Consider the following 23,223-nt stretch of genomic DNA (forward strand, 5'->3'; position numbering starts at 1 on the left):
ACAGTCTCTATAAGACTATGAGCTAAATTTTCAGAAGAAATATTTCGTACTATATAAAAATAAAAGATAAAAGGAAAAGAGCACCAAACCTACATCAAACAACACTGACTTTTTATCTCCTTCTTTTAAACCTATCGTAATATTAAAAATGCTTCTAACTATCCAACCTAATACTAAAAATAACCAGCCGAAATGATCATTTGTATAATCTTTATCATAAAACATTTGTATTGCACCAATAATTAATAAAATAATTATAATATTAGTTCCAATCCTTAAGACCTTGTTTGATTTATTATCTTGTAATGTATCTCCCAAAATGTAGCACACCCTCTCATGCTCTACTATGTTTTATCTCTCTTTATATCTTAACACAAATTACCTATTATTTCCTTTTGACAAATAACATAAAAAACCTGCCAATTACTCGGCAGGTATATTACACGTTAAAACGATAACCAGCTCCCCATACTGTTTCAATATATTGCGGGTGAGCAGGATCTCTTTCAATTTTTTCACGTAGCTTTCTAATGTGGACGACAACAGTGGCTAAATCACCAGCGGAATCTAATCCCCAAATGCGTTCAAATAACTGTTCTTTATTTAATACTTGGTTTGGATGTGTAACAAAGAATGTTAATAAATCAAATTCCTTCGTTGTAAACGCAACTTCTTCATTGTTTATAAAAACTTTTCTCGCTCGTTGATCGATAGAAATTCCGTGAATATATAACGTATCACGTTGCTTACTTACATTTCCTAATAATCTTTCATAACGGGCAATATGTGCTTTTACTCTTGCGACTAATTCACTCGGGCTAAACGGTTTCGTTATATAATCATCCGCTCCTAATCCGAGTCCGCGAATTTTATCTATATCTTCTTTTTTTGCTGAAACAAGTAGAATCGGAATATCTTTTACAGCACGTATTTGTTTACAAATTTCGAATCCGTTCATTTTCGGAAGCATAATATCTAAAATAATTAAATCATAGTCTTCTTGCAGAGCTGTTTGTAAACCTATTTCTCCTGAATGCTCTACATCAACTTGGAAATCATTAATTTCTAAATAATCTCGCTGTAATTCTGCAATACTTACTTCATCTTCTATTAATAAAATTCTTTTCAATTTACTCACCACATTCCTCTACTTTTTCCAATGAGAAGAAAATGCTTGTGCCTTTACCAAGCTCGCTTTCCGCCCAAATTTCCCCGCCATGTTCTTCAACAATTTGCTTCGCTATTGCTAAACCAAGTCCACTTCCACCTGTGCTAGAATTCCGCGATTGCTCTGCACGATAAAAACGTTCAAAGATATACGGCAATGTATCAGCTTCTATACCTGATCCGTTGTCCATCACTTTCACAATAACTTTATTATTATCACTCGATACTGTTACAGTAATTTTCTTCTCTTCTTTATCCATGTATTTCACACTATTATGAACTAAATTTGATATCACTCTATTTATTTTTTCACAATCAGCCGTTACATATAGTGTTGATGCATGTAATTGTAAGTTAACTTCTATACCTTCTTTACTTAAATCCATCTGCATCTCTTCTATTAATTCTTGCATAAACGTATTTAATTCAACTGTTTCAAACTGGAATGGAACTCGATTCAAATCGAGCTTCGAAAACAAAAAGAGTTCATCAATGAGTGTGTCCATATGTTTTGCCTTCGTATGGATAGTTGTTAAATACTTATCCATTTTTTCTGGCGTATTTGCTACCCCGTCCTTTATTCCTTCTACATATCCTATAATTGATGTAATCGGTGTTTTTAAGTCATGAGAGATGTTTGAAATAAGCTCTTTTCGATTTTCTTCATACTGTGTTTGCATCTCTATCGATTCTTTTAATCTCTTCCTCATTTCCTCAAACCCTTGATTTAATTGCCCTATTTCGTCGTGTGATGTAATTGGTATTTGAAAATCTAAATTTCCTTCTTTAATTTTCTCCGTTGCGCCTTTCAATACAAAAATTGGTTTTATTACACTTCTTGAAACGAGGTAACTTAATAATCCAATGAGTAAAATGGCTAGTAGTAAAAGCGATACGAATAAGATTGGAAATAATTTTTGTGTAAGATCTACAAATGAACTTTGCTTTTTTAATACAAATATACTTCCCTCTTCTTCCTGAGGAAAATAAAAATCAAACTTTACATATCGATAAAATGTATCGCCTAGTTCCGTTGTACCACGACTATTAATATTTGCTGATTCAAATTTCGGAAGGGCTTCTTTTAAAGATACACTTTCAAATACGTTTGAAGCATATGAAAGTGTTTCTCCTTTTCTTACTACTATTTTCACACCCTCTTTTTCTATTGCTGAGACAAACGACTCATCTAGCAATTGAGATTGATGCTGTTTGGCTGCTGACTTCAACTCAAGATAGGCATTCTCTTCTTCTGGTGTAAGCGGCTTTTGAATGTAAGAACTTTTATAGAAATTTTTCACTGCTTCCAAGTCACCTGTTATCGAAAAAACGATTAAAAATCCCGCGACTAATATAAGCGTAATGGAAACGAGGATAACAGCAATATAAGAAAATAAAAACCTTGTTTTAATAGACATATCTTAAATCCTCACTTTATCAAACCTTATTATTTATAAGCATAAAAATATATGTTCAATTACTCAAGCGATTTTATAGTAATTTTAGCGTCAGTTTATAAAAATTTAATGTTCCTATTTTACAGTTGAAATTAGGAGGTTGAAATTCCATGTTCAAAAAAACATTCAGTATGATATGTTGCGTAATTTTTTTACAAGGATGCTCGCAAGAACAAGAAGTAAAAAAGGAGATGATAAACATGGAGACTGCACTACTAGCAGCCACTGAAAAAAATGAAACGAATACTGTTATATCTTTACTAAAACAAGGCGCAAATATAAATGCGACGGATAGTCAAGGACGCACTCCGCTTATGATTGCTACATACAAAAATGATGTAAAAACCGCAAAGGCACTTATCGAAGCTGGTGCTGACGTAAATATCCAAGATGACATGAAAAATAATCCCTTTCTATACGCCGGTGCGGAAGGTTACTTAGACATTTTAAAATTAACAATTGATGCTGGTGCAGATCCTACGATTACAAATCGTTACGGCGGAACAGCTCTTATCCCAGCCTCAGAACATGGCTATATTGACGTTATAAAAGAACTCCTCACTCGAACAAATATTGATGTAAATCATGTAAATAACCTGGGATGGACAGCTTTAATGGAAGCCATAGTACTAAGTAACGGAAACGAAACACAGCAACAAGTCATTCGCCTTCTTATTGAGCACGGTGCAGATGTAAATATTCCAGACAATGATGGTGTTACCCCGCTAGAGCATGCTCGCACTCATCACTTTGAGGAGATAGAGAAGATTTTGTTAGAGGGGAATAAGTAAAAAATGTACTAAAAAATCCGAAGCGCTCATCACTTCGGATTTTTTAACAACCTTATTTATCCATAACAACAGGAAGCTGGAATGAAACAATCGTTCCTTTTCCAAGTTCACTTTTTATTTCTAATCCAGTTCCGTATAACTGTTTTAATCGTGCATCCGTATTCAATAAACCTATTCCCTGTTTTTGATTCGGTTTTTTCACTAATATTTCTTTTATTTTTTCATCTGACATGCCTATCCCATCATCCGCAATCGAAATGTTTATAAATCCACTCACACTCTCTATTTTTATATGAATGCTTCCACCCTTTGCTTTTTTTAATATACCATGACGCACAGCATTCTCTACTAATGTTTGAATAGAAAACGGTGGTACTACACATTCTATTCCATCTTCGACTTCCAGCACGCTCTGTATTCTCTTTCCAAATCGCTCTCTTTCAATATAAAGGTATGATTGAAGTAAATCTAATTCATGCTGTATAGGTACGGTTTCCGCTAACACTTCTTCACCAAAACTGGCTCTTAAATACGTTCCAAACTCAACAATTAATTTCTCCATCCTAACAATATCAATTTCACCTAATGCAGCAATCGTATTTAGTGTATTAAACAGAAAATGCGGCTGAATTTGCGCCTGAAGCCAAGCACCTTCCATTCTTATTCGCTCATGAATTGATTGCTTTAACTCTGTTAATGCATTAATTCTCACTTTTAATTCCAGTGCATCTATAGGCTTTACAATGTAATCATTCGCCCCAGCAAGAAATCCTGTATAAATATCTTCTGGCTGCGACCTAGCGGTTAACAGTACAATAGGCAACTCTGCAATAGAGTATTGGGTACGAATCATTTTTGTTAATTCATAACCTGACATTTTCGGCATCATCACATCTACTAATATCATATCCCACTCCATATTTAACCGCTCCAAAACCTCTCTTCCGGTTGTTACCGTTTCAAGTTCATATTCATCTTGTGGTAATATACTCTTTAATACTTTTAAATTTATAGGATCATCATCAACAGCAAGAATTCTCCTTCTATTACCGACTCGATTATCCTTCATTTCAACTTGTTTTAATTCCACTACTTTTTCAATTGTTTCTTTTGACACAATTAGCATCTCTTCTCTTTCAGCAAGTGGTAATGTGAATGTAAAAGTAGAGCCTTTGTGTAAAACGGATGTAACAGTAAGTGTTCCCCCGTGCATTTCCACTAATTGTTTACAAATACTTAGCCCAAGTCCAAATCCTCCACTTTCACCATATGAATCACTACCTTGTTCATATGGAAGGAAGATTCGCTTTTGCGCTTCTTTATCAATTCCAATACCAGTATCTGTAACCTGAATAGCCGCGTAATTTTTTCGTTTTTCAACATCAATTGTAATAGCCCCTTCATCCGTAAATTTAACTGCATTATGAAGTAGGTTAAATAAAATTTGAATAAGACGATTTTGGTCAGCTAATACAAATGGAAACCGTTCAGGGATATTCGCGATAATTTGTAATTTCTTTTCTTCTCCAATAAACTTTTGCATATCAATCACCATTGTAATAATTGGTTGCAAATCAACCGGTCTCTTATGAATCGGTATCCCTTTCTGCTCCATTCTTGTAACATCTATTAAATCGTTCAACAAATACGACATACGCCTTCCTATTGTCATTAATAGTTTTAGATGTTGTTTACTTTCACCATTTATCGCTTTCTCTTCATCCATTACACTTTGTGCAATATTCATCATCCCATGTAACGGATTTCTAAGTTCGTGCGCTGTATTTGCTAAAAATTGATCTTTCTTATGATGCTCTTCTTTTAATTTTCCAACCAGTTCACTATTCTCATCACTCGTGCGAAAGAATCGGATAAACCAAAAAGTCGAAAATGATACCATTGCTAAAAAAATATCAAATGGATAAAAATCCGCATCAAATATCCTCGCAAACCCTATGCTATACATGAACGCAAACTCTTTAAAACTCGCACACAATACTCCAGAAGTAGCACTAATCACTGTAAAAAGTAAAAAGATTAAATCATACTTTCCACTTTCCACCACTCGTAAAACAATAATTGCTGTTAAAATGAATGGAATAATAATTGTAAAAAATAATATAAATCCAAAATCTTGCACTAGTCTAGGTGAAGAAAACAATACTACGAAAACATAAATTCCACATAATACGATGGTAAATAAAATAAATTTATTGTCCCCATAACCTCGTAAAAACCTTTTCATATACAGTAAAATAAATAAAGCGAAACCTACAAACGATGTATATATAATTTTCATATATGTTGAAAATTCAAATTCATACAAAGAGAACAAAAAACGTTCATCCGTAATTAAAAATATAATACCTGCAAATATACTACCAAGTGAAAAATATAGAATCTCAACATTTTTCGGCTTCATCACAAAAATGATAAATGCATATATACCATGTAAAAACACTATTGTCGTTGCAATAATTTGCATCATAAGATTGTTAAAGCTATCCTGTACAATAGCATTTTCACTGCCAAAACGCACTCCACCTGTAATCCCGCCATGTTTCGATTCTTGTGTCGTTTTCGTAACAGGAATAAGAAGATTAATTACCCCTTGTTCATTCGCTTTTACCTTTATGACAGTTGGTGTAAGTGAAGTTTTATGTACATCATTCGGTTTAAAAATACTTCCTCTTTCCTGTACAAGTTCTCCATTTACATACAAATCGAACTGATTATGAACACGCTGTATTTTTAAGCCGTAATTTTCATTCGAATTCTTCACTTTGATAGATAGCGCATATGTGCCATATTCTTTTTGATGAGTACGATCAACTCTTTCTTTCCAGTTCCCCGGAACATTAATATATTCATAATCTTTATTATTTTCCTTCATTTGATCCGGGGTAAGTAAAACATTCGGATAAAATTTCCATTCACCATTTAACGTAACTAAATTTTTTTCGCCAAATGTTATATCTGATAAATTTACTATCCCTTCTTCAGCATGTGGTTGATTTATATAAAGAGATTGTTTAAACCAAATGGAACGAAAACCGACAATACAAAGGATAAATAAGAATACTACTATCAATATTTTTCTTTTAGACATACTTATTCCCTCTTTATAAAATTACGGAATCTTTTCAAATCTTTACCATAACATATCACACTTTCTTTATCGAGTGAATAATAACTATATTCTAAAAATATTTCCATCACTCGTACTTTAACGTTTTTTCACTTTAAAATAAAGAAACATTCCAATGAAAAATAATAGAACGATTACTATTCCAATCATCCACTTTTCTACTACAAATGGATTCACTTGAGCCACAACTGCTTCCTTTTCTTCCACTTCAAAAGGAACCCGTTCCCCTCGAACTATCAATCTATGTGTATTTACTCCATAAGGTGTGCATGTAACTAACGTAACGTAATCTTTATTTTTCACAACTAATAAATCATTTGTTTCATTTGGTAATACAACTTTTATTTGATCCACCTTATAAGCAAGCACTTTATTTAATGAATGTATGTAAAAAGTATCTCCCTTCTTCACCTTATCCAAGTCCGTAAATAATAAAGCAGAAGGCAAACCACGATGCCCCGTTAAAACAGCATGCGTACTTTCTCCCCCTACTGGCAAAGAAGAAGCATTAATATGTCCTACTCCTCGGCTCAAAACATTTTCAGATGTGCCAGCATAAATTGGAAGCTTTACATCAATTGTAGGAATTTCAATATACCCCATACTCTCACCTACATTTAATACATCTGCATATGAACGTCCACTCTCGTCGCCCCCTTTTTCATTAAATGGATCCGAAAATGACTGTGACGTCGTCTGGACATTTTTATTATATTCATTCGCTTCTTTCTTCCTACGTTCAATTTCTTTTTGCTGTAACTCTTTTACTTTTTTATCATACGAACTAACCGCTGAATAATGAGCTCGTGTTGCTAACCAATTACTAACTGTTGGATATAAGAAAATACAAAGTCCCAATAAAAAAATAGCACCAAATATAATGTTACGTTTCATCATATCCTCCTATAAAGTGAAACTTTAATCAGTGTAGGTTTTGTTCACCCCACTGATTGTTAGCCCTCAAATAACGGGCTAAAATGCCGAAAAAGAGGAAAGGCCTCCCTCTCCTCTTTTCATTACCGTTTAAATCGCTTATTAATTATTTGTTGCTTTTTTTCTAAAGAAAACAAATGCTGCTATTATCATTAATACAAGACCTACTACAGTAAATAAGATTGTACCGATACCACCTGTTGAAGGTAAAATCCATCCACTCTTATTATTTTCTACAGTAAGTGTAACTGTTTTATGATCAGCATCAATCTTTACATGAATTGGCTCTCTTAATTGTTGATAACTACCTGTTGTACCATCTTCTTTTTCATAAGTTGGAGCTTTCGTTTCCACAACTTGATACTCACCGTAAGGTAGCTTATTCCATGTAATTACACCATTTTTATCAGATGTACCTACTACTTTCTTTCCATCGATTTCTACTGGATTTCCTTTTGTATCTTGCAGCGCAAATTCTGCACCTTCTAATTTCTTACCATCCTTCCCATCAACTTTCGTTAATGTAATACCACCAGTCGTTGGAGTAACGATAACTGGTTTTGTTGCCTTCTCACCTGTTACATCATCTTTGTTTTTAAATGTAATTGTTGCCGTATTCGGAATCTCTACTCCTGTTTCTACGCCATCTCTAATTTGTGCTTTAATTTGCAAATGAAACTCTTTTTTGTTATCTAATTTAGAGAAATCTTTTACAGTAGCCGTTACTTTTTGACCGTCTACAACTACTTCTACAACACTTGCATCTACTACTTTACCATCAATTTTTACAACTGGTTGATCTTGAATTTCTAATCGACTATCTAATACATCTGTTACGACATAATATTTATAATCCTTAATATCTTCTGGAATTAGTGTTTTAATATCATAGTTATAATCCGTCTTCGTATTAATTGGTAAATTGTTTAAATCTCCATTAATCTTCTTATCAATTGTTGGTTCTTCATAGTTTTTCACATCAACTTTAACTACTTCACCAGAAGTAACTGTACCATCTTTATTAATTACACCAGATTCTTTAATGAAGAATTCATATTTTTTCGGATCCAACACATAACCATCTAGCGCTTTCGTTTCTAAAAAGTAATACTTCCCGTACGATAAGTTACCGACACGAATTTTACCATTTCCATCTGTCTCCAAACCTTTTTCTAACTCTGTTCCATCTTCTTTATATAAAGAGAATTGAACACCCTTTAACGCTTTATTTTCCACACCAATTTTTGTTAATTCTACTGCACCACGTTTCGTTTCATTTTTCGGATAAATTTTAACATCATATGTTAATACTTTCCCATCTTCACTTGTCATCGGGATATCAACTTTGTATGTTTTTGTGTCTATATTTACATGTGGTGGTCCAGAAATTTCTTTCACTTCGTAACGACCTAGTGGTAAATCGCCAAAAAATGCAATCCCATCCGCATTCGTTTCAACTTCAATTGGAACTCCATTTACTGGTTTGATGTCTTCTTTAACAATTTTCCCATCGTTTGAAATTGTTCCAAATGATTCAACTTGTTTAATTTGATACACAACTCCTGCTAAAGGCTTCGCATCTTTAGGAATTTCTACTCCTTTAGAGCTACTTTCTTTTAAAGCTGGATTATTAAGCGGCTCTTGTTCAAATTTATGGATTGTTAACGTGCCTTTTTTTTCACTTTTCGATTCCGCTTTTATTAACATACTTGGCAATGAAGCAAATGCTAGCAAAAAGATTAAAAACATACTTAAAAATTTTTTCATTTCTCGTTCTCCTCTTCTACCAATTTAATATTCTAGTAATTACTATTTCTCTTATGGAAAAACAAAAATACAACTACAATCATTAAAAAAGTACCAATTAAATAAAATACATTTGTTCCAGCACCGCCTGTGTTTGGAATTTCCCACTCGCTTTTTTTGTTTTCTACTTTTAACGTTTGTGTAGGTGTCGCTGCCGTTACCTCGACCTCAATTGGATCACGGAGCAACATATATCCATTCGGCGCTTTCACTTCTTTAATCGTATATTTTCCAAACGGTAGTTTCTCTAAGCTAGCCTTGCCATTTTCATCTGTAATTAACTTTCCAACTTCTTTTCCTTCTTGGTTAAAAACTTGAAATTCCGCATGTTGCAACTTAATATTTTCATCAGCTGCATCTACCTTTTCAATTTCGATCTTACCTATAGATGGCGGAATAACAACTACTTTATTCGAACTAATTGGCGTATTATCAAATATGAGCTCTGCTATATTTGGCACGCCGCCATTTGCAATATATTTCGCTAACACCTCTACTGGTGTACCTTCTGCTATTTTGCTTTTAATATGCATCGTGTACTTTAAACCAGCTAAATACGCATATGAACCATCTTTCTTCTCTAACTCAATTGTCACTTTCTTTGTTTGCTTATCAATGTTCGGTGTTACTTTTACAACTTCACCTTTTTCATTCATAAGCTTCACATCTAAAATATCTAGAATATCCTCTAAGTCATCTTGTAAGGTAACCTTCTCTAAATTTGCTGTATCATTACCAAATTGATATGCTACATTCCAAGTAAACTCTTCATTTCTCTCTTGCAATGTACCCTTTTCCACTTCTTTCTCATTTTGAGTAGAAACGGTTTTTGTTACTTTCGGTTTTTCCTTCGGAGGAACCACATACACTTCGTTAGATTTCACTGACTTATTATTTAGTACTAACTCTGCTGTATTTGGGATTCCACCTTTTACTATATAACGTGCTAATTCTGATTGATTTACACCATCAGCAATTTTAGATGTAATTTGCACCGTATATACTTCACCTGTTAAATACACATAACTTCCTTCTTGCTTCGGTACTTCAATCATTACCTGTTTCTTAGCAGTATCAATTTTGGGTTTTATATTTACGACTTCACCTTTTTTATTGATGACCTTCACATCTAATATGTCTAAAACATCTTCTAAATCATCTTGTAATACGATAGAATCGTATCCACTTGGTGAACTTCCAAATTCATACTGCACATTCCAAACAAACTTCTCTTTTACATTGGATAATGTAGCCTTTTCCACGTTCTTTTCATCATCATCCGATACAGTCTTGCGTAATTTCGGTTCTTCAATTGGTGGCTTCACAATGACTTTATTAGAAACAACTGGATTGTTATCTATAATGAGCTTTGCCGTATTCGGAACGCCACCTTTATCTAGGTACCCTTTGATCACATCGATATTTGTACCAATCTTTATCTTCGCTTTAATCGTTAATCGATATTGTCCACCAGCTAAATACGCGTACGAATCATTTTGCTTTGGCAACTTATACGTTACAATTGACTTTTCTTTATCTATAACTGGCGCTATATTTACAACTTCGCCTTTTTCATTTACTAATTTCGTCTCTAAAACTTCTAAAATATCTTCCAAATCATCTTGTATAACGATTTCTTGTTTTGACTCCATATCAAATCCAAAGTTGTAATTGACATCATATACAAATTCTTCATGCAATGAATTTAACAATGCCTCATCGACCAGTTTTTGATCTGAATCAGAAACTTTTTTCGTTACCGCCGTATTACACTTAGTAGCATTTTCATTCGGAAGTGCCTTGACGGCTTGAATATCAAACTTTTGATCAAAGAACATAAAATATCCATCCGCAACATTAAATTCTTTCGATTGCGGTGTTTTTTCCTTCACCTTATAAGTGACTTTATACGTTCCTTCTGGCTGTCCGTCTAAATCCCAAATGATCTGATTCCCTTGTATAACAGGCTTTGTATTAACACCATTTGGACCAGACCCTTGCACACCTGTTACGAGCAAATCATTATTAATATTTAAAATCAACTTATCTTTTTCTTTTTTTGTCACTTTTGTAACGGTTTCAATTAAATTTTTTGTAAACTCTTCAATATCATTTGCCAGTACAAACCATTCCGGTTTTGTTGCCATCTTTTTTAACTCTTGCCTTGCATATGGACCTACTTCTTTATCGTACTTAGTATAATATTGGTCAGATGCTGCTAGTATACTTTTATCTTCCCAAAAAGCTGTAACAAGTTTATATCCCGCGTTTTTTATATTTTGAGCCTCTGTAGTTACTTCCTTCAAAGCACCTACATAATCTTGCCCATATTCATTCGACCTATAACCTGTGCCCTGATCCGTTAGTTGATTTGTTAATTTGTAAATATAGCCATCCTTTCGAATGTTAGCAACACCATCTGTAACAAGCAGAAAAACTGTTTCTCGGTCTGGATCATTTTGTCCCTTCGCTTTCTCATACTCAGCTAACGCAAACTGAAGACCACTGGCAGTTGGTGTACCGCTATCTGGAGTTATTTTATTGATGCCATTCTTTGCTGAGGTAAAGTTATTAGTTAATCCTGCTTGCAAGGTTGTTTTAATCCCATTACCTCTACTTTCAAGTACACGACCGTCACTAGCTTTATATCCCTTATAATCTTGATAACTCGTTACCATAATCCGATCCGTCGCAGGATTTAGTTCATCTACGATATTGCTCAATGCTTTTTTCACATTTGGCATTGTGCCTTTGAAACTTCCACTTGCATCTTGCACAATAACAAAATCAACTTTCTTTTGTTTTGGTGCTGGCCACTTAAAAATTAGCTCCCCTTCATGCTCCCTTAAACACATATTCCCTGTCGATTTAGTTGTTACCTTATGCTGCACCGCTTCCACCGTATTAGCAGCAACCGCTATTATCCCTGGGCTAATCACTTGAAATACGAGTAGAAGCAACATAAATAATGTGACGTTCTTCTTCATCGTTCCATCCTCTCACTTAACATAAATTTATCTCGCCTCATTTCCCCCTTTTTCGCTAAATTACTTTTACGCTCAAAGTATAAATTGGGACACTGAACAAAAACTGAACAAAAAATCAAAAAATAGAAATATTTAAATAATTTATCGTATATAACAATTAATAAGAATCATTTATAATAGTAATTACAAATAATTACCATGTAATATTTATGGTTATTTATGGAGGAATGAAAAATGTCCTATTTTGTCTAAATATTTATTGGTGATATGACTTGAGTTAAATCATTAAACAAGATTGTAAGAAAGAGGTAATGAACTATGAGGGCAATTATTGTTGATGATGAACCATTAATACTCCAAAGACTTGAAAAGATGTTAAAAGAACTTCAAATTTTTAAAGATATCGTTTGCTTTGATGATTGTGAATCTCTTAGTTTTTATAGTAAAGATCATACAATTGATGTCGCATTTCTTGATATTGAGATACCTGAAAAAAATGGCGTTATGTTAGCCCGCGAACTACAATCAAAACATAAAAATATAAAAATAGTTTTCATTACAGGACACGACCGTTATGCGGTTGAAGCATTTGAAATTTATGCATTGGATTACATTATGAAACCTATTACGAGGGAAAGATTGCATAACACTATTCAACGTCTTATGCAAAGCATGACGATTGAAACAACTAATTCCTCTACAATAGAAACTTCGATACTCAATTGCCTTGGTGAGTTATATTATGTAGATCATGAAAAAGACAAAAAAATCCCCCTAGAAAAATGGCGCACAAAAAAAGCGAAAGAACTATTTTTATTTTTAGTTCATAATCGAAATAAAGTTATTAATAGAGATACTTTAATTGAATTACTCTGGTCAAATACTGATTTAGAACAAGCAAGAGTAAATCTACATTCAGCCATATATCAAATTCGAAGAACCATCCATGCTTACGAAATGAATGTAAACATTACTCGAGTGAATGACGGATATAAACTCGATTTACAAAACATTTTGATTGATGTTGATCTATTCGAACAAGCAGCAGCCGCTCTTCCAAAAGAAATATGTAGCGATACATTAGATAAATACATTGCATGCCTCTCTTTATATACTGGAGATTACCTTATTGATATGGACTATTGGTGGAGCGAAGGAGAAAGAACAAGATTACAAAACTTATATTTTCAACACGCCTTTTCCCTTATTCGTTTTTATATAGAAGGCGCGAGTTACACTGAAGCAATTGATATTTGCATGCGTATGCAATCTATGAATCCATTTGAAGAAAATACGTATCACCATTTAATTTCCTTATACGCTAAAACAGGGAATAAAACAGCTAAACAAAATCAAGAAAAAATGCTACACAAATTATTAAGCGACAGCGAACTTACTATGATATAAAGAATCTCTCAATATAGATTCTTCATTTTTGCCATTCTCAGCTATCCTATGCTACATTTATTCCGGCATATAAATATTGAATAATAAGGCGGAGATAAAATGAATATACCTAAAATCGGAATGATTGGACTTGGAAGTATTGCGCAAAAGGCCTATCTTCCAACACTTACAAAAGAAACTGATTGGAATTTTGTAGGGGCGTTTACACCTAATGCAGAGAAAAGAAAACAAGTTTGCCAGCAATACCGAATTCAAGACTTTCATTCTATTGAAATGTTAGCTTCGGAATGCGATGCAATCTTCGTTCATAGTTCAACTGCATCGCATTATGAAATCGTTTCTGAACTTCTAAAAAAAGGGATCGACGTTTATGTTGATAAACCGCTAGCAGCTACAGTGGAACAAGCTGAGCAACTAGTCGAGTTGAGCGAGAAGTATAACCGAAAATTAATGGTCGGATTTAATCGCAGATTCGTTCCTATGTATGTCGCTGCCAAAGAACAGGCTAATGATATTTCATGGATTCGAATTGAAAAGCATCGTACAAATAAAGTCGGGCCATATACGTACGACTTCACTATGTTAGATGATTATTTACACATTGTAGATACCGCTCGCTGGTTAGCTAATGATGACCTTAACGCCGTTCACAATATGATGCAAATCAATGAAAAGAATGAACTTCTTTACGGACATCATACATATACAACTCCAAGTGGACTGTTACTTTCTACTGCAATGCATCGCCATGCCGGTACTAATTTAGAACAAATTGAACTTGTAACGCCAGGGAAAATCATTCGCGTAAAAAATATGAATACATTTGAAATTGAACAGGAAAACTCAGTTTCACAAAGTGGTTCCCCATCATGGGATACGACGTTAAAACAACGTGGTTTTGAAGATGCTGTTCATCATTTTATTGAGTGTGTACAAGGCGATACAAAGCCCGTTGTAGATGGATTAGAAGGATTAAAAACACAGCAAATGCTACAATCTTTACTAGATGATGTAAACAAAAATTAAAACAGATACATTTTTCAGAATTTACTTTCATTCCCATTCCCTCTTTATTTCTCTCGTAAATTTCTATAGAATATGTTGATAGGAATTATAAATTTCATAATGAATCGTGGAAAGGATGGGATTAACACATGTGGAACGAGTTTAAAAAATTCGCTTTCAAAGGGAATGTCGTTGATTTAGCTGTCGGGGTTGTAATCGGTGCTGCATTCGGTAAAATCGTTAGTTCTTTAGTAAAAGATATCATCACACCATTACTTGGTATGGTATTAGGTGGCGTTGACTTTACAGATTTACACTTTGGATACGGTAAATCTGCTGTTATGTATGGTAACTTCATCCAAACAATTTTTGACTTCTTAATTATCGCAGCTTCTATCTTTATGTTTGTTAAAGTTTTCAACAAACTAACATCTAAAAAAGAAGAAGAAGAAAAAGAGGAAGAAATTCCAGAACCAACAAAAGAAGAAGTTCTTCTTGGCGAAATTCGCGACTTACTAAAACAGCAAAACTCTTCTAAAGATAGAGCATAATTGAACGGATAAAAAGGCATGTCCCTCGGGACATGCCTTTTCTATATGCTATAACGTTTCCGAATTCATATGAATAAATAAAATAATACCAGCAACCATAAGTACCATAATGCTACCTGCAAATAGTGTAATACCAATAAACATTAAACTTGTGCTCATATCTACTGATACACTTTCAATAAAAATAGAAATTACATACGTGATAAGGGCAATTCCTGCAAGAATACTTCCTGGAACAAATCGCTTTAAACCATTTTGTTTTAACGTCATATATGCAAAAATAGCAGTCATACAAAGCGTAATTATCCAAAGAACGATCATCTCTTTTCCCCCCTCACAAGCCTTTTCTTTCTATTATACATGACATTGCCCTATAATAGTTAAATTTGCACTTATGTGACATATAACAAGGAATAGCCCCATCTATAGCGAAGGCATTATAACATACACTTATACAATAAGGAGGCTTTCATTTGGACTATACTACTACATGTAAATTAGAGCTATCCGAACGATTCGATTATGTTACGATTGACTTAGACAAACAGTTTTTTTACATAGAAGTTGTAAATTTACAAAGTAATATAACTGTACTAAAAATATCAATTAACTTGCAAAAAGACGAAACGATGGTAGAGGGAAATATAATTCATTATGATACTTTGCACGTAGATGCATTATTACAAGGATTGAAATATGTTGCTCGAACATGTATTGATCGCAATTTAAAAAACCAAAAGGAACTGTTCGCATTTTTAGAAGAAAATTAGCCCCACTAAAAATGGTTATTTTTTCTTTTTATTGATATAATTGTTATAGAGAAATATTCTTTGTAAGGGAGTGTTCATAATGATTTGGATTTCACTAATCGTATTAGCTTATTTCATCATTCTCGTCCCAATACAGTACAACTACATTAAAATGCTCAAAGAAAAACAGAAAAAATTGAGTGTCTCACAAAACGAACTATATGATAACATGTCTTATGAAGAATCCCAAGTACATTACCATTATCAAAGTAACGTATTTACAATACCTGCTTCGCTTGTCGCAAGTATTATTTATAAAGTGAAACATGCAGCATAATATGTACGCTGTAAAATTATTGTTTGAATCTGTTCATTGTAGTGAGCCTGATCCTACGAAAATTGATGAGCATTATGAAGAGAATCACGATACACTTTTTGAAGAAAGTATTATTCTTGTTAAAGCAAACAATTTAGAAGATGCTCACGAACTTGGTAAAAAAATTGCTATGCAATCTGAAGATACGTACGATAATATGTACGGTGAGCAAATAACGTGGAAGTTCCGAAAAGTGTTGCATGTGTTTGAATTAGACGATACACCATTTGAAACCGGAAAAGAACTGTACGCAAGATTTTTACACGTTAAGAAAGACGAAATGGTAAATGCAGTCGTACAAAAATACTATCCTGAATACGAATAAAAGCTCACAGCAATCGCTGTGAGCTTTTTTATACTTACTTCGTTGAATCTCTAAATTGGATACGGTGAGGTAAGATAACAGTGTGATCTTCCACTTTTTCTTTGTTCATATACTTTGTTAATAGACGCATTGCTACTGCACCGATATCATACATCGGTTGAACAACTGTTGAAAGCTGCGGACGAACCATTAATGCAAGACGTGTGTTATCGAAACCAAGTACTTCTACGTCAGTTGGTACGTTTAATCCAGCGTCTTGTGCTGCATGGATTACACCTAGTGCCATTTCATCAGAAGATACGAAGATTGCTGTTGGCTTTTCATCATTGCTCCAAAGCTTTTCGAATGCTTCGATACCTGAGTCATATGTGTAATCTCCATCGATTACAAGATTTTCATCATATGAAATACCAGCTTCTTCTAAAGCTTTTTTATAACCTTGTAACTTCTTCGCACTTCCCGCTTTATCAATGAAAGGACCAGAGACGAAACCGATACGTTTATGTCCTTGCTCGATAAAGTGCTTCATTGCATCATAAGCTGCTTGTGTATAATCAATATTTACTGATGGCGTTTCATTTTGCTCATCAAATGACGCTGCTAATACAATTGGTACTGGAGATTTTTTAAATTCTTCAATGTGAATGTCTGTAATATCTTCACCCATGAAAACAATTCCGTCCACTTGTTTTCCAAGCATCGTATTTAATAAATGGAACTCTTTCTCTTTGTTTTGATCAGAGTTACTTAAAATGATGTTATATTTGTACATTGTTGCGATATCTTCAATTCCACGTGCAAGTTCTGCATAAAACGTATTTGAGATATCAGGAATAATAACACCTACTGTAGTTGTCTTCTTACTTGCTAGTCCACGTGCTACCGCATTCGGGCGGTATCCTAAACGATCAATTGCTTCTAATACTTTCTTTCTTGTTGTAGGCTTTACATTTGGGTTACCGTTCACAACACGAGATACGGTAGCCATTGAAACGTTTGCTTCGCGCGCTACATCATAGATTGTTACGTTCATCTCATCGCACACTCCTTCTATTTTTGTTATCTATTTTTATGTATCGGTTACTTGAATGAAAAAAAGACATCAACTCTATTTGCAGATGCCACCAATCGTCCCGAGTTCTTCCTTTTACTAATGATACGATAAAAACGCAGGCTCATACAATATTTTCCCGCAAAAGTTTCGAAAAAATTCGCTTCTTTTCTCGTATTTTCGTATTTTTTATGAAAAAAGGGCATTTTTTGTAAAAAAATAGATGTTTCCTAAGTAGAAATCTTATTTTAAGCAGTACGATAGTAAATGAAATTTATATCGGCGATTTTTCGAATATATCGACTGTAACTCGAAATATATCAGCGATTTTCCAAATATATCGACCGCAACTCTAATTATATCAGCGATTTTTTAAATATATCAACTTACCAACAAAAATCGACAATGACAGTCGCTATACAATAAGAGAAAGCTGTTCCAAAATCCCTTTTTGGAACAGCTCATTAAAAGTTTTTATAATTTACTTCCAAATGATTTTAATTCATTCATAAAATCATTGAACTGCGGTATATTCATTTGCTGCGCCGCATCTGATAAAGCTACAGCTGGATCTGGATGTACTTCAGCCATAATTGCATCTGCACCAATTGCCATCGCTGCTTTTGCAGTTGGTAAGAGAAGGTCACGTCGCCCTGTAGAATGCGTTACATCGACAACGACAGGTAAATGTGTTTCTTTCTTTAAAATCGGCACAGCGGAAATATCAAGCGTATTACGCGTCGCTCTTTCATACGTGCGAATACCTCGTTCACATAAAATAATGTTCCCATTTCCCTTTGCCATAATATATTCTGCCGCATTAATGAATTCTTCAATCGTTGCTGATAGACCACGTTTTAATAATACTGGTTTATTTACAGCACCAGCTGCCCTTAGCAAATCAAAGTTTTGCATATTGCGAGCACCAATTTGAATAACATCAACGTAATCTAATGACATCTCAATATCATTCGGATTTAAAATTTCACTAATAACAGCCAAATCATATTCATCTGCTACCTGGCGCAAAATTTGTAATCCCTCTAACCCAAGACCTTGAAAATCATACGGTGAAGTACGTGGTTTGAACGCACCACCACGCATTAATTTCAGACCTTGCTCTTTCATTGCTTCAGCAACTTGACGTACTTGTTCATAACTTTCCACTGCACACGGTCCCATAATAAAATGCTGATTTCCGTCACCAATTTTTTCACCTTTAATTTCAACAATCGTATCTTCTGTTTTTTTCTTACGAGAAACAAGTAATGCTTTACGATGATCATCTTCTTGTAATTCTAAACCAGCTTGAAAAATTTGTTTGAAAATATGTTGTAAAGTCGAAGTTTCAAATGGACCATTATTATTCTCTGCAATTAAATCCAGCATATTTCTTTCACGTACAGGATCAAAACGTTTCACACCTTGTACTTCTTTTAAATTACCAACTTCTTGTACGAGACGACCTCTTTCGTTTAGTAACTCTAATATTTGTAAATTAAGTTGATCAATTTCAGAACGTAAACGACCTAATTGTTGTGATGCCATAAGAAAGCCACCTCTTTCAAATTCCTATATGTTACTTTTTTAAGATAACTTATTATAGCTGATACATATACGATTGTCACACGATATACAGCAATGAATTACCATCAAAAAACGTTGTATATTTTCATTTAAAATAAAAAAAGACAGTTTACATACTGTCTTTTTTACAAGAAGGAAACAAACGGTTTATCACTGTTTTTCTCTTTTATAATCACAGCCTCGATTTTACTTTCGGACTTGATCTGTAATTGTACTTTCGCATCTTTAGGCAATTTGTCTAACATACCTTGCGCAGCCAATTGGGTAAGAGCCATTAATTCTGTTTTACCGTTATATTTAATAACAATATTCATATTTAATGTATCCATTTGATCTTTCTTATAAGAAACTTTAGCGTTGACTGGAATAAAATCTCCATTAGAAAAACCTTTTATTTCCTTAGCAAAGTTATTTATTTTTGTATTATCTTCTCCATGTGCTTGTGTAAATTCATCAGAAGGATATGAATACGACTTTTCATCAATTGTACTCCAATTTCCAAGGTTCGTATCATTCTTTTGAACAGTAGCACTAGCAATATACGTACCATTTTTTAAAGAACTAGTACTTTCTTGCTTAAAGATAGCAAACGTAATTGGAGATTTGTTATACTTATCATTTTTGTTAATAGCTTCAATAAGTTGTTTAGCAACTTCAGACCCTTTAGACATAGCTTCTTCATTCGATACACTTGAAGACATAGCTAAGCCAATCATAACACCAGATAAACTTAGTTCATTTGAATTCTGTTTTCCGAAATAGTCTTGTTCTATAATATTCGTCAAAACTGGCGCTTCTACTTTCGCAACTAGTTCATCAATTAGTTTCTCTGGAATATACTGGTTTAATTGCAGTACGTGACTCTCTGTATCAAATTGCTGCGTTGCAATATTTATTAAACCATTTTCATACTCTGCTAAATCTAATTTAGAATTTGTTTTTATATTAGCTGTATTAATAACCTTTTGTTCTTTTAAAGGAATAACAGTTCTATAATAATCTTTAGAAACAGCAGTTCTCGGAATCATACTTTTTTCTTTTGTATCTTTTTGTATAACTTCATCCTTCTTACTAATCGTATTACTATTGTTACTACAAGCTCCCAGTAATAAACTTACGACTGCGAAGGATAATGCCATTTTCTTCATTACTTAAAACCTACTTTCAACAATCTAGTTATTTAGTTTGAACTATTAATAGTGTACCACTAAATATATTTCAACAAAAACAAAAAAAAGAAGCAAGCACCTTTAGCTTGCTTCTTTTTACTTTATATTCTCTTCTAAAGCATCTTTTTTAATATTCCAATGAGATGTATTCCATACTACCATCCCATCTTTTATGTATAGCACTTGCGGTGATTCATGTCTAATACTGTATTGTTCTGCAACACGATTTGACACATCTCTCGCATCTTGTACGTATAAGTAATACGCTGGCACTTCTCTTTCTTCGCTGCAATACGCTTGAAATTCTGTGTATGCACCGTGACTAATCGGGCATGTCGTACTATGTTTAAAAAGAACATACGGCTCGTTCTTTTCTACTAAGACTTCAAGCTCTTCAATTGTTTCAAGTTTTGTCATATTCATCACGATTCACCTCTCATACGAAATCTAGAGCGCTTCTCTTTCTTTTCAGCTTTTTTCTCAATTCTTTCTAATTTACGCTCTTCTTTTTCAACCTTCTTCTCTTGTCTCGACGCACGGTAATGATTGTATACTTCAATCGCCGCACTGCTCCACTGTACAACTTGCGCTACTTTATCAGCGTTATTTTCAATTTCGTCCGTTACAGAGTCCGATACATTACGAAGCTTCGTATTTAAAGATTGGATTGTCGTTCCAATCCCATCTACACCCGCTACCACTTTATTTAATGACTGTGACTTCTGTTGAATATCATCAGCTAACGCATTCGTTTTATGTAATAATTGCTCTGTCTCTACGCTAATTCCTTGCATTTGCTTTTCTAAACCTTCTAACGTGCTTGCAACGTTTTCCAACGTCTTCTGAACCGATAACAACGTTCTGCATACATACACTACTAATACTGCGAAAGCAACCGCGATAATAGCCGCACTTACATATAAAAGAACTTGCATTTCATCACTTCCTTTATCTTTTTCATACTTTCCCCTATTATACAATCATTTTCCGTTTCATTCTAATCCCTATCTCATCATTAGAATTTTCATACTTATTCGTTAACTGTAACATAAATCATTCAACAAATTCCACTAAGTAGGTTACAATAGGAGAGGATACATAATTAGTAGGGAGGCTTTACATATGAAAGATCCACGTATTGAAAAGTTAGCATACAATTTAATTAACTACTCTATCCGCTTACAAAAAGGTGAAAAAGTATTAATTGAAAACTTTGGCTTACAAAAAGAACTTGTAACTGCACTTGTAAAAGAAGCATATGCAGCTGGTGGTTTCCCATTCGTCTCTTTAAAAGATCATCAAGTAGATCGCTCTTTATTAATGGGTGCTACTGAAGAACATTTCGAACAAATCGCTGCATATGAAGCAAGCGTAATGAAAGACATGGACGCTTATATCGGCCTTCGCTCTGGTGATAATATTAATGAACAAGCTGACGTTCCAAGTGAGCGTATGAAAGTTCATGGCCAAACAGTTGGTAAAAAAGTTCATAGAGACATTCGCGTTCCAAAAACACGCTGGGTTGTTCTTCGCTACCCAAATGCTTCTATGGCACAGCTTGCTAAAATGAGTACAGAAGCTTTCGAAGACTTCTACTTCGAAGTATGTAACTTAGACTACGGTAAAATGGATAAGGCAATGGATAGCCTTGTTACATTAATGAATAAAACAGATAAAGTTCGTTTAACTGGTCCTGGAACTGACTTAACATTCTCTATTAAAGACATTCCAGCAATTAAATGCTCAGGTCATTTAAACATTCCAGACGGTGAAGTATACTCTGCACCAGTTCGTGATTCTGTTAACGGTACAGTTTCTTACAACACACCATCTCCTTACAACGGTTATACATTTGAAAATGTACAACTTAAGTTTGAGAACGGTCAAATCGTTGAAGCAACTGCAAACGATACAGAGCGCATTAACAAAATCTTCGATACAGACGAAGGCGCACGCTACGTTGGTGAGTTCGCAATTGGCGTAAACCCATACATCTTACATCCAATGGGAGACATCCTATTCGATGAAAAAATCGATGGCAGCTTCCACTTCACTCCTGGACAAGCTTACGACGATGCATGGAACGGCAACAACTCGAACATCCACTGGGATTTAGTATGCATCCAACGCCCTGAATACGGCGGCGGCGAAATTTACTTCGACGACGTACTAATCCGTAAAGACGGACGCTTCGTTGTACCTGAACTAGAAGCTTTAAACCCAGAGAACTTAAAATAATAATAAAAACGCTCGGAATTTTCGCCGAGCGTTTTTATTTCTTTCCTACCATTTCTATTTTCACATGTGGATTTTCTTTCTCTATAAGCCCCAAGAATTCATCCATATTTTGCGGCATCGCAACCATATGTACTTTATATGCATTCGTCGTAATTTCAAGAGACTTTCCGACCTGACGTATAATTCTCACATCTTTTAATACAATATCATCATTTAAAATACCGTACTTTAATACGCCATTTTCTACTTTATGTTTTTTAATAAATACTTCCCAAACGAGTGGTACATTTACAATGAAGCATAAACCCATCCCAATCAACGCTGACATCCAATGCGCTTTATTGGTGAAAAGCATGACAATTGGATATATAAACATAAACGCTAACGTAAGACAAACGAAAATGACTACTGACTTACTTCTTTGAATTGGAAAGTTCATACCTACACCCCCTAACCCAAATTATACCACTATTTCC

22 protein-coding genes are annotated in these 23,223 nt (G+C 34.1%); 8 read left to right on the plus strand and 14 right to left on the minus strand.

Annotated features, from left to right (window positions below):
- Positions 1-30: 30 nt before the first annotated feature.
- The 3 genes from ACXKY9_RS22790 to ACXKY9_RS22800 all read right to left on the minus strand — a co-directional run bounded on the left by ACXKY9_RS22790 (position 31) and on the right by ACXKY9_RS22800 (position 2,585).
- Positions 31-318, minus strand: coding sequence for a hypothetical protein (locus ACXKY9_RS22790; RefSeq protein ID WP_000502934.1), 288 nt, complete (start codon positions 316-318; stop codon positions 31-33).
- A gap of 121 nt (positions 319-439) precedes the next feature.
- Complete coding sequence (locus ACXKY9_RS22795) at positions 440-1,129, minus strand: response regulator transcription factor (RefSeq protein WP_001986686.1); 690 nt, start codon at positions 1,127-1,129, stop codon at positions 440-442.
- Between the two features lies 1 nt (position 1,130).
- Positions 1,131-2,585: a sensor histidine kinase gene (locus ACXKY9_RS22800; protein WP_000023867.1), complete on the minus strand. Its 1,455-nt coding sequence runs from the start codon at positions 2,583-2,585 to the stop codon at positions 1,131-1,133.
- A gap of 149 nt (positions 2,586-2,734) precedes the next feature.
- Between ACXKY9_RS22800 and ACXKY9_RS22805 the strand changes: the two genes are divergently transcribed.
- Positions 2,735-3,415, plus strand: a complete 681-nt coding sequence (locus ACXKY9_RS22805) for an ankyrin repeat domain-containing protein (RefSeq protein WP_000474111.1) — start codon at positions 2,735-2,737, stop codon at positions 3,413-3,415.
- Positions 3,416-3,467: 52 nt separating this feature from the next.
- On the opposite strand, the gene ACXKY9_RS22810 is transcribed toward ACXKY9_RS22805, so the two are convergent.
- The 4 genes from ACXKY9_RS22810 to ACXKY9_RS22825 form a co-directional block, all read right to left on the minus strand.
- Positions 3,468-6,524 (minus strand): hybrid sensor histidine kinase/response regulator, encoded by a 3,057-nt coding sequence (locus ACXKY9_RS22810; protein WP_000044276.1) that lies wholly within the window; start codon positions 6,522-6,524, stop codon positions 3,468-3,470.
- A 117-nt stretch (positions 6,525-6,641) separates the two neighbouring features.
- Positions 6,642-7,457, minus strand: a complete 816-nt coding sequence (locus ACXKY9_RS22815; protein WP_000827772.1) for a class C sortase — start codon at positions 7,455-7,457, stop codon at positions 6,642-6,644.
- 141 nt (positions 7,458-7,598) lie between these two features.
- Positions 7,599-9,263: a SpaH/EbpB family LPXTG-anchored major pilin gene (locus ACXKY9_RS22820; protein WP_000714168.1), complete on the minus strand. Its 1,665-nt coding sequence runs from the start codon at positions 9,261-9,263 to the stop codon at positions 7,599-7,601.
- A 32-nt stretch (positions 9,264-9,295) separates the two neighbouring features.
- Positions 9,296-12,289 carry an isopeptide-forming domain-containing fimbrial protein gene (locus ACXKY9_RS22825; protein ID WP_000742561.1) on the minus strand — a complete coding sequence of 998 codons (2,994 nt, stop codon included), beginning with the start codon at positions 12,287-12,289 and terminating at the stop codon, positions 9,296-9,298.
- Between the two features lie 318 nt (positions 12,290-12,607).
- Here ACXKY9_RS22825 and ACXKY9_RS22830 point away from each other — a divergent pair, with 318 nt between their 5' ends.
- From ACXKY9_RS22830 to mscL, 3 genes are all read left to right on the plus strand, one after another.
- The gene (locus ACXKY9_RS22830) at positions 12,608-13,696 is read left to right on the plus strand and encodes a response regulator (RefSeq protein WP_001201607.1); all 1,089 of its coding nucleotides are present in this window, start codon (positions 12,608-12,610) and stop codon (positions 13,694-13,696) included.
- Between the two features lie 99 nt (positions 13,697-13,795).
- Complete coding sequence (locus ACXKY9_RS22835) at positions 13,796-14,722, plus strand: Gfo/Idh/MocA family protein (protein WP_001025050.1); 927 nt, start codon at positions 13,796-13,798, stop codon at positions 14,720-14,722.
- 128 nt (positions 14,723-14,850) lie between these two features.
- Positions 14,851-15,252, plus strand: a complete 402-nt coding sequence (gene mscL / locus ACXKY9_RS22840) for a large conductance mechanosensitive channel protein MscL (protein WP_000267010.1) — start codon at positions 14,851-14,853, stop codon at positions 15,250-15,252.
- A 48-nt stretch (positions 15,253-15,300) separates the two neighbouring features.
- On the opposite strand, the gene ACXKY9_RS22845 is transcribed toward mscL, so the two are convergent.
- The gene (locus tag ACXKY9_RS22845; RefSeq protein WP_000636589.1) at positions 15,301-15,573 is read right to left on the minus strand and encodes a DUF3917 domain-containing protein; all 273 of its coding nucleotides are present in this window, start codon (positions 15,571-15,573) and stop codon (positions 15,301-15,303) included.
- A gap of 152 nt (positions 15,574-15,725) precedes the next feature.
- Here ACXKY9_RS22845 and dhp61 point away from each other — a divergent pair, with 152 nt between their 5' ends.
- From dhp61 to ACXKY9_RS22860, 3 genes are all read left to right on the plus strand, one after another.
- Positions 15,726-16,022 carry a protein Dhp61 gene (dhp61, locus tag ACXKY9_RS22850; protein ID WP_000386755.1) on the plus strand — a complete coding sequence of 99 codons (297 nt, stop codon included), beginning with the start codon at positions 15,726-15,728 and terminating at the stop codon, positions 16,020-16,022.
- Between the two features lie 79 nt (positions 16,023-16,101).
- Positions 16,102-16,338 carry a DUF3949 domain-containing protein gene (locus ACXKY9_RS22855; protein ID WP_000637897.1) on the plus strand — a complete coding sequence of 79 codons (237 nt, stop codon included), beginning with the start codon at positions 16,102-16,104 and terminating at the stop codon, positions 16,336-16,338.
- 1 nt (position 16,339) lies between these two features.
- Positions 16,340-16,702 (plus strand): DUF4288 domain-containing protein, encoded by a 363-nt coding sequence (locus tag ACXKY9_RS22860; RefSeq protein WP_002101435.1) that lies wholly within the window; start codon positions 16,340-16,342, stop codon positions 16,700-16,702.
- 34 nt (positions 16,703-16,736) lie between these two features.
- Here ACXKY9_RS22860 and ccpA read toward each other — a convergent pair whose 3' ends face one another.
- From ccpA to ACXKY9_RS22885, 5 genes are all read right to left on the minus strand, one after another.
- Positions 16,737-17,735 carry a catabolite control protein A gene (gene ccpA, locus ACXKY9_RS22865; RefSeq protein WP_001103297.1) on the minus strand — a complete coding sequence of 333 codons (999 nt, stop codon included), beginning with the start codon at positions 17,733-17,735 and terminating at the stop codon, positions 16,737-16,739.
- A gap of 492 nt (positions 17,736-18,227) precedes the next feature.
- Positions 18,228-19,301, minus strand: coding sequence for a bifunctional 3-deoxy-7-phosphoheptulonate synthase/chorismate mutase (locus tag ACXKY9_RS22870; RefSeq protein WP_000168203.1), 1,074 nt, complete (start codon positions 19,299-19,301; stop codon positions 18,228-18,230).
- A 164-nt stretch (positions 19,302-19,465) separates the two neighbouring features.
- Positions 19,466-20,488 carry a CamS family sex pheromone protein gene (locus ACXKY9_RS22875; RefSeq protein WP_000738024.1) on the minus strand — a complete coding sequence of 341 codons (1,023 nt, stop codon included), beginning with the start codon at positions 20,486-20,488 and terminating at the stop codon, positions 19,466-19,468.
- A gap of 117 nt (positions 20,489-20,605) precedes the next feature.
- On the minus strand, positions 20,606-20,932 hold the full coding sequence (ytxJ, locus tag ACXKY9_RS22880) for a bacillithiol system redox-active protein YtxJ (RefSeq protein WP_001057469.1): 327 nt from the start codon (positions 20,930-20,932) through the stop codon (positions 20,606-20,608).
- Complete coding sequence (locus tag ACXKY9_RS22885; protein ID WP_001197720.1) at positions 20,932-21,444, minus strand: DUF948 domain-containing protein; 513 nt, start codon at positions 21,442-21,444, stop codon at positions 20,932-20,934. The genes ytxJ and ACXKY9_RS22885 overlap by 1 nt, the downstream gene beginning before the upstream one ends.
- A 187-nt stretch (positions 21,445-21,631) precedes the next feature.
- Here ACXKY9_RS22885 and ACXKY9_RS22890 point away from each other — a divergent pair, with 187 nt between their 5' ends.
- Positions 21,632-22,747 carry an aminopeptidase gene (locus tag ACXKY9_RS22890; RefSeq protein WP_000654731.1) on the plus strand — a complete coding sequence of 372 codons (1,116 nt, stop codon included), beginning with the start codon at positions 21,632-21,634 and terminating at the stop codon, positions 22,745-22,747.
- Between the two features lie 34 nt (positions 22,748-22,781).
- On the opposite strand, the gene ACXKY9_RS22895 is transcribed toward ACXKY9_RS22890, so the two are convergent.
- A complete protein-coding gene (locus tag ACXKY9_RS22895; protein ID WP_001010629.1) occupies positions 22,782-23,186 on the minus strand; it encodes a PH domain-containing protein in 405 nt (134 codons plus the stop codon).
- Positions 23,187-23,223 lie beyond the last annotated feature (37 nt).

The sequence above is a fragment of the Bacillus sp. 2175 genome (assembly GCF_057812155.1).